The 9,274-nt window shown below is 40.7% G+C and carries 8 protein-coding genes and 1 pseudogene; 5 read left to right on the plus strand and 4 right to left on the minus strand.

The window, feature by feature from the left end; genetic code table 11:
* Positions 1–349 precede the first annotated feature (349 nt).
* Positions 350–1,759, plus strand: a complete 1,410-nt coding sequence (locus GV64_RS23335; RefSeq protein WP_020584014.1) for a tyrosine-type recombinase/integrase — start codon at positions 350–352, stop codon at positions 1,757–1,759.
* A gap of 5 nt (positions 1,760–1,764) precedes the next feature.
* Here the strand turns inward: GV64_RS23335 and GV64_RS26310 are convergent, their stop codons facing one another.
* Both GV64_RS26310 and GV64_RS23345 read right to left on the minus strand, forming a co-directional pair.
* Positions 1,765–1,956: a helix-turn-helix transcriptional regulator gene (locus GV64_RS26310; protein WP_020584015.1), complete on the minus strand. Its 192-nt coding sequence runs from the start codon at positions 1,954–1,956 to the stop codon at positions 1,765–1,767.
* A gap of 52 nt (positions 1,957–2,008) precedes the next feature.
* Positions 2,009–2,365, minus strand: coding sequence for a hypothetical protein (locus tag GV64_RS23345; protein ID WP_152554247.1), 357 nt, complete (start codon positions 2,363–2,365; stop codon positions 2,009–2,011).
* A 276-nt stretch (positions 2,366–2,641) separates the two neighbouring features.
* Here GV64_RS23345 and GV64_RS23350 point away from each other — a divergent pair, with 276 nt between their 5' ends.
* A complete protein-coding gene (locus GV64_RS23350; RefSeq protein ID WP_020584017.1) occupies positions 2,642–3,535 on the plus strand; it encodes a hypothetical protein in 894 nt (297 codons plus the stop codon).
* A 236-nt stretch (positions 3,536–3,771) separates the two neighbouring features.
* Positions 3,772–3,840 (plus strand): annotated as a pseudogene (locus GV64_RS26315) (IS1-like element transposase); the annotation flags it as partial.
* 335 nt (positions 3,841–4,175) lie between these two features.
* Here GV64_RS26315 and GV64_RS23355 read toward each other — a convergent pair.
* Positions 4,176–4,823, minus strand: coding sequence for a Crp/Fnr family transcriptional regulator (locus GV64_RS23355; RefSeq protein ID WP_020584018.1), 648 nt, complete (start codon positions 4,821–4,823; stop codon positions 4,176–4,178).
* Positions 4,824–5,394: 571 nt separating this feature from the next.
* Here GV64_RS23355 and GV64_RS23360 point away from each other — a divergent pair.
* Positions 5,395–6,261, plus strand: coding sequence for a sulfite exporter TauE/SafE family protein (locus tag GV64_RS23360; protein ID WP_020584019.1), 867 nt, complete (start codon positions 5,395–5,397; stop codon positions 6,259–6,261).
* Positions 6,262–6,416: 155 nt separating this feature from the next.
* Here the strand turns inward: GV64_RS23360 and GV64_RS23365 are convergent, their stop codons facing one another.
* On the minus strand, positions 6,417–8,453 hold the full coding sequence (locus GV64_RS23365) for an autotransporter family protein (RefSeq protein ID WP_020584020.1): 2,037 nt from the start codon (positions 8,451–8,453) through the stop codon (positions 6,417–6,419).
* A gap of 581 nt (positions 8,454–9,034) precedes the next feature.
* Here GV64_RS23365 and GV64_RS26040 point away from each other — a divergent pair.
* Positions 9,035–9,274 (plus strand): DeoR family transcriptional regulator (locus GV64_RS26040; protein ID WP_034844785.1); only part of this gene is annotated, 240 nt, incomplete at its 3' end.

Genomic DNA, 9,274 nt, shown 5'->3' on the forward strand with positions numbered 1-9,274 from the left:
CTGGCAGGTGCTGGAGTGCAGGTCCGCCTCGTAGCGGAAAGCCCGATTCACCTCAGCAGCCCCCACCGTGACCGTTACGGCCACGGGCAAACGTGGCAGCGGCAGGGTGGGGAGGTTTCGCCCATTCCCTCTCATAGCCTACATTCTCTCAATATTTCAATTGGATAGAGAAAAAAACTCCAGTCAAATCCGCTTCATCCAATGGAGTACATATGATCCATTCAGTACACTATTTACATACAATCTTAATAAAAAGACCCATAGAAATGCCCGCATTTCTTTAAATATCAAATGCCCTATTCACTTCTACAGTCTATAGTGTTTGAATGAATTAAGAATAATAAACTTTATGGAAGGTCTAGTGGCAAAGAGTGAAAATCTTTCGGATGCAAAAATCCGCACATTCAAAACACCTGAAAAAGAAACAATCCTCCGAGACTCATCAGGTCTTTTACTCCGGATATTTCCTAATGGTCGCAAGCGTTTTGGATGGCGTTTTATTGATAAACACAGAAACAGGCGATCACGTATCGAATATGGTGATTATCCCGACCTGTCATTAGATTATGCAAGGCAACTTCATCAACTATCTGTAGCTGCCAGAAAGAATGGTAAAGATATCCTTGATAACGAAGTTCGCTCCAATATTTACAAGAAGGTCATGGGTGAAGATGCCATCATCGAGCATCAACCAGGGATGACTTTCTCCCAATTGGTCAATGACTATTATAACAAGCACATTAAACCCAATAATATTAATCCCAATGCTTATAACAGGATCAAAAATCACCTCTTACCAGTCTTCAAAAATGATAAAGCTGAATCAATACCCATCGCAAAGATTCAAGGTTTTGTGAAGGGAATGAGGGAAAGTGGAAACATCACTGAAACGACCATAGCAGACACGATACGCTTTGCAGTCATTATGTACAACCATGCAGTCAGGCAGTTTTGGATCAATAACAATCCATTTTCAGCAGTGACGATAGAACGCCAGAAGAGCGTCAGGAAGGAATACTACACCATGGGCGAAATAAAAACCCTCCTGACAAACCCTGATGATATAAAGATTGGAAAAGACTTCTATTTGATACAAAAAGCACTAATTTTGTCAGGTGTACGAAGGTCTGAACTCATGCATGCCGAGATCAAAGAGTTCGATTTTGACAGTGAAATATGGACAATTCCTGCAGAACGACTGAAAAACCAGAAGGGTCGAACTCAATCGCAAAAGGAACCTCTCAAACTTCCTATGTCTAAACAGTTTATCAAAACTATACAGGAAGCTGTTGACGGCTTTGGAAATGACACCCATGTTTTTGGTAGCAAGCAGAATGCCTTCATCGACAATAGATGGCAGAGACAAAAAACAGGTCCCTCATCGGACCGAAACTATCATAATGCAATAACAGAGTACCGTAGATATTATCAACTAGGCCACAAAATCAACCATGATTTCAGACGCTCTATTGAAACAACTCTGGGAAATTTGGGAGTAAGTTCCGATATAACAAGCATCATGACAGGTCATTCAAAATCTGGGATAAAAGCCGTATACAATCAAGCATCATTGATGCTCTTAATGCGTGTAGCATTTCAGCTCTATGCTGATCTTATTGATTTTTTCTGTGAAGCTGACAATAAATACCTCCAAGCATTCGACCACCAGAAACTATGCCGTCAATTAAGTGAGATATATCAGAAATATCATTTTAACGTCTATCAACTTTCAATGCTGAATGACATTGATCCAGGCTGAAACGATTAGGAGCCAGCATCACTCCACAGTTGTTCCATTGCGGCTTTAACGTCAGTCATTCGCCAGACTCGCCTATTTTTAGTAATCATTCGACCTGGTGGAAATTTCCCATCATTAATCAGTCGGTATATCGTTGGTGATGATAAAGAAGTTAGTCGAGTAATATCTCGAATTGATACCAGTTTTTCAGCTTCCATCCTATATCTACCTGCCTCCAATGCCCTATTGACCTGATACCATCAGCCGCCACTATTTCCACTTATCGAATACTTTTTCCATCAATCCTTGGCCATCAACCCCCGCACTGCTCATCCACCGAGATGGCCATAAATCGTGAGGCAGATAGCCTTCGATCATCAAGTCTGCTTTTGCTCGGTTCTCATAATCCAGACTAAGTAGCATCTGGAATTCAAATGGCTTTCCATATTCCATAGCAATAAGCAACTTAGCGGCCGCTTGGGCACCACTACCGCTGTGCATCAACGACATTTGAGCTAAATCAACAGCCGCAGTCTCCCTGGTAAAGTTTCTCAAGGTCAGCTCCCTTCTTTCTGCATTTACTGTGTTTATTGCATGAACTCTTTCCTCAAGGTCAGATCCTGTCATAGTCGCTCCCTCCATGCTGGTACTTACATTTCTTCCATACGCATCAAATACTGCCCCATTGATACATCACGCTTGTGTGTACTGCATCTAAGAAGTTAACGCTTAGCTTGAGGCAAAGTCAACACCATTGATGATAATATCCTTTTTTAGAGAATAAAATACCTGGTAATTTTTATTTATTAGAGAATACTTTTAGATGTTAATATTATTTTTTTGATGATAATGTAATAACTACAAGTTGAAGTAATCATTTATACTTTTTGATAGGAACTGGCTGTGTCCTACTACTATTATCATCCTTATTATGCTCAGCAATCTGGTCTTTCTCCTTTCAAAGACAGGTTGGATTACCTGCTTGCCGGAAGGAAGCTATACCCTTGGGCTGCTAATCTTGGCATATCAAGGGGGGCTGCCGAGAAAATGCAGAAAGGCCAGACTCCTGGATCTGAAATATTAAAAGCAATAAGTTTGCAGGAAGGCGTTGAACTAACCTGGCTGGTAACCGGAGAAGGAAGAGCATTTCGTATCTATAATGCATCAGACTCAAATGACTTTTCTGAACAAATTATGCGGATGTTGGCTTCACAGAGGGCTGATACACAAAACATATACTTATGTCACGATAACCAACGAATAGTTATAGCTGTTTCTACCGAAAAAGAATATCAGTACAGAAGTGAAATAATTCAATACCAAGCTTGGGAGCTCTATAGTGGTAAATTCTCACAAACGTTATACGATATTATCGCTAAGCACTTTTCATTGCGGGATTCAGAGGAACGAGAAGTCAACTGGTACAACGCTTATGTTCGACCAGCTGAGCTAACATCCATTATTAAAGGCGAAATGCAGCCTCTTATACTTTTTGGGGATCAAAAGAGAGTCAGCCCATTACTTACGTTAGTGCAAGTACATGATATCAATAAGGTGCTGAAGCCCTTACTAGATAATATGACAGTGTCTCCAACTTGCTCTGATTCTATTTCTTCCGACTTGCTGTACAACGTTATTGATGAGGTTAACTTTTTCTGTGACCGGCAAGCACCTTCATTGAACATGAAACAGAGAGCCAAACTCTATACCGCCATTTATAACCACTGCCAAAGGGCTAGTAGTGACCCTCAAAATTCTGCAGCAAGTATTTTACCGAGCTTACTAGATGTCATTTAAAGCAAATCGATAATTTTATAAAAAGTGGTGCAGGTTTAGAGGATCTGATAGCTATCAATTAAACTTAGACTTGCTACTATTCCAGTATTTTGCTTTGTACTGTCATGGCTCTTACTAGGGTTACCGACATTTATTGCCGTAAGTATGATGATACCGTTAAACATTAAAAAGCCAGCTCAAAGCTGGAAATATTCCTCTGTCACTGTTGAAACAAAACATTTCAGCGGGATCATCTCTACAATGCTAAACAGCCAGGAACTCATAAACGGATTGTTCCGCTAGCCCATAATGGCTATTATGTCTGAGACATTGAGCGATCCCTTAAGATTAGATACAGCTATTATCACCCACTTAAAAGCCCCTCACCACGAGCAGTCAGAAAAATCAACATGGGCTCTAACATGTTTGGGTAGCAAACTTCGATTAGATAATTGACATGTATTTGATCACCGAGCGGGTACAACTCTAAAAAAGTTAATCATATTATTGGATCCCTATAGATTTGAGTTTTTCTACACAGATAACTGGAAATCCTGCTGTCGGCGGGTATAATAGTTTAATAATAAACACCGTCATATAAAGGCATCACCAAGTAATCACATAATTTATACAGTTATTTATCAATTTTATAATGCACTTTTTAACCATTTTCCTTCAGTGACAGTAACTTCCTTTCATCAACTATTCGCCAGTGTCGGCTCTCTTTTTTCAGGGCTCCAACCTGTTTCAACTGATTACATATTCTGATTATCGTTTCTGTTTCTCCACCACAAAACTCACCAACTTCCCGATAAGTCCAATCATAATTACCATGATAGTTTTGTAAATAAAGCAAAGAATCAATCACTCTGTCTTTCATTTTTACCGATGAAGAGCGAAAAATACGCAGTTCAGCGTCCTTCAGCTCAGTAGAGAGAAAAGATGAGAAATAGCGAAAAACATCCGGCACTTTTTTTTCAAGCTCTGTAATCTTGTCAAATGGGAAAAACAAAACGTTGCAGGGCTTTAATACAATGGCTGAGCCATAGTATGGATCCTGCCCCAACAGTGAACGATAACCAAAAAAACTGTGCTCTGAGTAAACTCTCAGCAGCCGCTGCTTGCCATTAGGTGATAATTTATGCAAGCCCACTAGCCCTGATATTAAGTAGTAAAAACCCTTGGGATTCTCGCCTTCCCTGTAAACAGTCTGCCTCAGGCTAAAGCTTCGCTCCCTGCCGTAGGATGCAATAATTCGCAGCAATGATTGTGCATCTCTATTTTCAAGATTGGTGTATAAACTGCTCATGGATCAACATCAATAGTTTGAAAAACTGATACTAGACCTATTAGTCATAGGCATCATAAGCTAATAGCAGGGTACATGGCTATCAAAATAAATCGTTACAACGGCATTCCACTTCATGGCAAAGCCAGCCATTAATTAATACAACCGATCCTGTGATTACTTCACCCATCTATAAAAAAGGATTTTCTCGAGGTAAATTCAGAGCTTTGATAGTTTTCCAGTAATACACATCGTTTTTTTCCTGTAATGGAGACTACACCAAACATATAATTAGACAACATAGTGACGGTACTCGACAAAAACCCTTATGAGCTAGTTATAGCTATTTTTTCATGCTGTACTCATATACGTTTATAGCTATAAAACTACCCATAAACTTTCACAGTAATGATAATGACCATTGCAAATATCCTTGTAATTACTTCTAGCTATCACCAAACTTTTACAATCATCACACAATAATTATCAAATCCCTTTTATGATTATAATCATAAATGATTATTAGACTTCCAATGTAGTTTATATCAGCCATGACTAGTTATCTTTTGTTGTAATAATTTTGGACTGAATAATGGAAGCATTGTTTTACTGGATTCCTTTGGAATCCATTCTAGCTCTCAGCATTACAGAACTGGGTTTTACTCTGCTGATTGGCTGCTTAATTGGTCTTGCGCTTGGGATGACTGGAGTTGGTGGTGGTGTACTAATGATCCCAATACTAAGAGGTATATTTGGCATGAACCCCGTTCTGGCTGTTGGTACTGCCAGCCTATGTGCCTTTTTGATGAAAATCAACGCTGCCGCACTTCATATCCGTATGGGCAATATCAGCTGGCGAAAAAGTGGCCTAATGCTGACGGGAGCCATACCCGCTACATTCTTGACAACACAATACATTGTACGTTTATCACAGAATCCAGATACTGCCAGTTTTATCAATAGTACTGTAGATTTTATGGTTATCATGACAATTGTGCTGTCGCTAGCCAGCATGGTTTATAAAGATTTCAAAAGCAGAAAAAAACCAATCACAGAAGTTAAAGAAACAACTGATGAAATAATTCCCATAGGTAATATTGCTGCCTGGCGCACATTACTTGCAGGTATAGGATCTGGCGTAGTGATTGGTGCAACCGGTGTCGGTGGTGGTGTTCTTCTTCTCCCGATTTTGACCGTATTATTGCAGGTAAATATTAAACAGGCAGTGGGCTCTTCTATCGTTATCGCACTTATGCTGTCTGGTCTTTCTGCCATGAGTTACGCAGGTGGAGGTCAGGCTGATATGACCACAGCAATCATTCTGATTATCGGTTCCATGATTGGAGTGCCCATTGCCGGACGGTTGGTAAGAAGTGTTTCGGATTCCGTATTGCATCGAGCCACACTCGGTTTAATCACTATCAGTGCATTGATGATGCTATCCAGCTCTCTAGCTTGATTTATTTAAAGCAGCCAGAAATATCGGGTATTTTTGGCTGCTTTTCTATTTTTTACTACTTCTATCTCCAGCTGGTGCTGTCCAAGATCGTTACCTTGGTCGTTAATTTATCTCCTATGATTAAGTGCGTATACACTGGGGGAATTATGATTTGATTAAAAACTATATTGATATTGAAGTTGCAACTTCGTATCAATGTAATCATGTTCAACCTGATGCCCAAGAGCAACGCCAAGTTTACCCTTTCGACTCATGTGATAATCCAAGGCAGCCTGTAACTCATAACGCTCCTTGGACGCACCTGAAACGGTATCTATATCAAGCTGGGTAGTTTCATCAGCCAGAACGTAAGCATCAATCTGTTCATCATCAGCATTAAAGTCATACCAGCCCATTACCATTAGTGAGGGCGATAATGTCGCTGAATCCAGCTCAATTTTGGTGCTCACGTTTAAGCCTCCCCCCAGTTTAATCTGCGAAACAGACTGATCATCATAACTTAAGGAAGCTATAGACCCCGTCTCTTCATAATCGCTGATTTTCAGATGGTTCAGCTCAGCGGCCACCAATGGTTGAACTGAGAACCTGCCAAATTCGTAGTTCACTCCTGAATTCATCCGCAAAGCGATGTTCATAGCTGAGAAGTCGCCTTCTGCTTTGGTATTACCGCTGTAGCCGATGTTTTCACCGACCGTGCGAGCACTGACAAAAGAGCTGTAACCAGCATTAACGACCAATGTCGTAAAATACTGATCTTTGTTAAGGCTACCATAGAGCGACATTTGGTAATCATCAACGATATAGTTAGTGCTATAAATCTGGGTATCAATATCCTGTCGATTAATGCTGAAAGCCGCGCCAACGATCATGTTCTCAGAATAATTTTTATCCATACCAAAGCTGGCACTGAGACCACTGACCTCATAACCATCAATACGACCATTAACGTCTTTTTCACCTTGATAACCATACATATTCAGCCAGAAACCGCCTTCCTGGCCATTGCGGTACACGGACAGTCGCTTATCAATATGATCCAGCTGATGGTTCTGACTGCGGTGAATAGCGTGGATAATTGCACCGCTACGATCAGGGGTTAACTCTCCAGCCAGCCGGGCGGCCTCCTGATCATTGCTGACGCCATTGAGCAAATTGGCAAGCTCTTCACTATTCTCACTGGTAAATGTAATAACATCCGAACTTATTTCGGTGCCACCCAGTGCAATATTACCAAACGATTCCAATACCTGACTCTCGGTAGTATCGGCTCCCCCGGCAATGGCCATCTGTGCCAGATCTTCGGCCGATGCCTCTCCATTGTATGATATTTCAGCTTCAATATACTGGTCACCGTCAGCATTGGTTAAGAGCTGATGACTATCCACTGTTAGCAACCAACCACCTGTGACTTCCAAATCGCCATAACCGGTAATCGAGTCGGCCTCAATTAAACGTTGAGTGCCCGCTACGTCTTGGACATTACCCCGTACAACCAGATCTGCACTCGCGCCGGTATCAAGTTCGAAGCCTCCATTAACCTTGAGTGCAGCTTCATCATCCGCTAACTCTCCGTTCAGCTCTATATTCAATGTTGATTTATTACTGAGACGAACTTTCCCATCTGCCTGCATATCCATTACTATGGACTCATTCTGGGGTCTGAGTGTCAGGGTACTTTCTTGCCCAACTTTAAACTCACGAGCACCAGAAACCAAAACAGCATCAAAAATGGCCGCCGTACTACCTTTAACCGCAATTTCTGAACCATATTTATCTGGATTTAAATATAGATTGCCTGAAGTCTCACTTCCTCCTTGCATGACATATGCAATCCCATTTTCACTTCCCCTGGTATCCAGCGCAATTTGCTCGCCATTAACCATACCGCCAATAACCTGTCCGTAATTGACAATATCGCCGGCCTTGGCTCCGGTTATTCTGATGGCTGCAGCACTGTCTGACTGAACAATACCATTATTGGTAATATCATATTTACTATCACCGCCACTGGTGATGTCTATGGCACTGCCGGAGGCGCTATAAACCCGGTCACCTTGATTAATAGTCACCGATTCGGTGAGATCTGTAATTGGTCCAAGGTCTGCAGAACAAACATGTCCACTCCATGCACCTAAAACAGATGTAATGGCTACAGCTAAAATCGACTTTTGTTTTGTTATTAAACTGCTCATCATTCAACCCATGATTCTTGATGTGTGCATGCCACCAGCAAACATGTAATGAAGTACATATTTTGATCATCATACAGGGTGAACTGATAGAGATAAGCTGCATCACTCTGCACACATTAATACTTATCGATAATTTTCGTCGCAAAGAAGATAGTAAGTTAAGCAGGGGTATGTTTGCTCGATTACGATCACAAATCATTGATTTGAATCACGGCTGCGCGAAAAACACCATAGATCACTAACTCATTCATAAAAACAGGTGACAAAAGACGTATTATGGGAAGCTACCCGTATTATTTGTATTTTTACAGTTAAAGTCATGGTTGCAATTAACCCAAAAAATCATAACCAGCTGCTTTCAAAAAAGGATAAAAGCTATTTTTTGTACAAATCAACCAGTTAAACCATATAAAGTAAATACTGAATACTTGTACCGATAGCCAGAGTATAACTTTTCGCTCAACATCATTAATATTTTGATTTATGTCAACGAAATAAAGTTACTACCACTGCATTATTATCAACATGAGGAATGATTGATATATTGAGTTCTATTTCTGCTTACAGTGAATTGATGTCCAATGAATAGTCCAAGGTTAAATCGAGTACTTCAATATATAAATCAAGCTGGATTTGCCACTACAGAAGAGCTTTCAGAAGCTGCTGGGGTCTCATTACAAACCATCAGGCGTGATATCCGTATTTTAAGCGATCAGAACCTGATCATTAAATATCATGGTGGCGTCGCTAAACTTAACATGGCAGCTACATCCTCTGACGCTCTTGCGGTCAATGATAATCTCACTGATAGTACCGAGAAT

Origin of the sequence: Endozoicomonas elysicola, from assembly GCF_000710775.1 — a bacterium.
GTDB classification, from domain to species: Bacteria; Pseudomonadota; Gammaproteobacteria; order Pseudomonadales; family Endozoicomonadaceae; genus Endozoicomonas; species Endozoicomonas elysicola.

Bases quoted from the DNA above. Each gene is read 5' to 3' on its own strand.
- GV64_RS23335 (WP_020584014.1), top strand. From the start codon at position 350: ATGGAAGGTCTAGTGGCAAAGAGTGAAAATCTTTCGGATGCAAAAATC.
- GV64_RS23360 (WP_020584019.1), top strand. From the start codon at position 5,395: ATGGAAGCATTGTTTTACTGGATTCCTTTGGAATCCATTCTAGCTCTC.
- GV64_RS26310 (WP_020584015.1), bottom strand. From the start codon at position 1,956: ATGGAAGCTGAAAAACTGGTATCAATTCGAGATATTACTCGACTAACT.
- GV64_RS23355 (WP_020584018.1), bottom strand. From the start codon at position 4,823: ATGAGCAGTTTATACACCAATCTTGAAAATAGAGATGCACAATCATTG.
- GV64_RS23345 (WP_152554247.1), bottom strand. From the start codon at position 2,365: ATGACAGGATCTGACCTTGAGGAAAGAGTTCATGCAATAAACACAGTA.
- GV64_RS23365 (WP_020584020.1), bottom strand. From the start codon at position 8,453: ATGAGCAGTTTAATAACAAAACAAAAGTCGATTTTAGCTGTAGCCATT.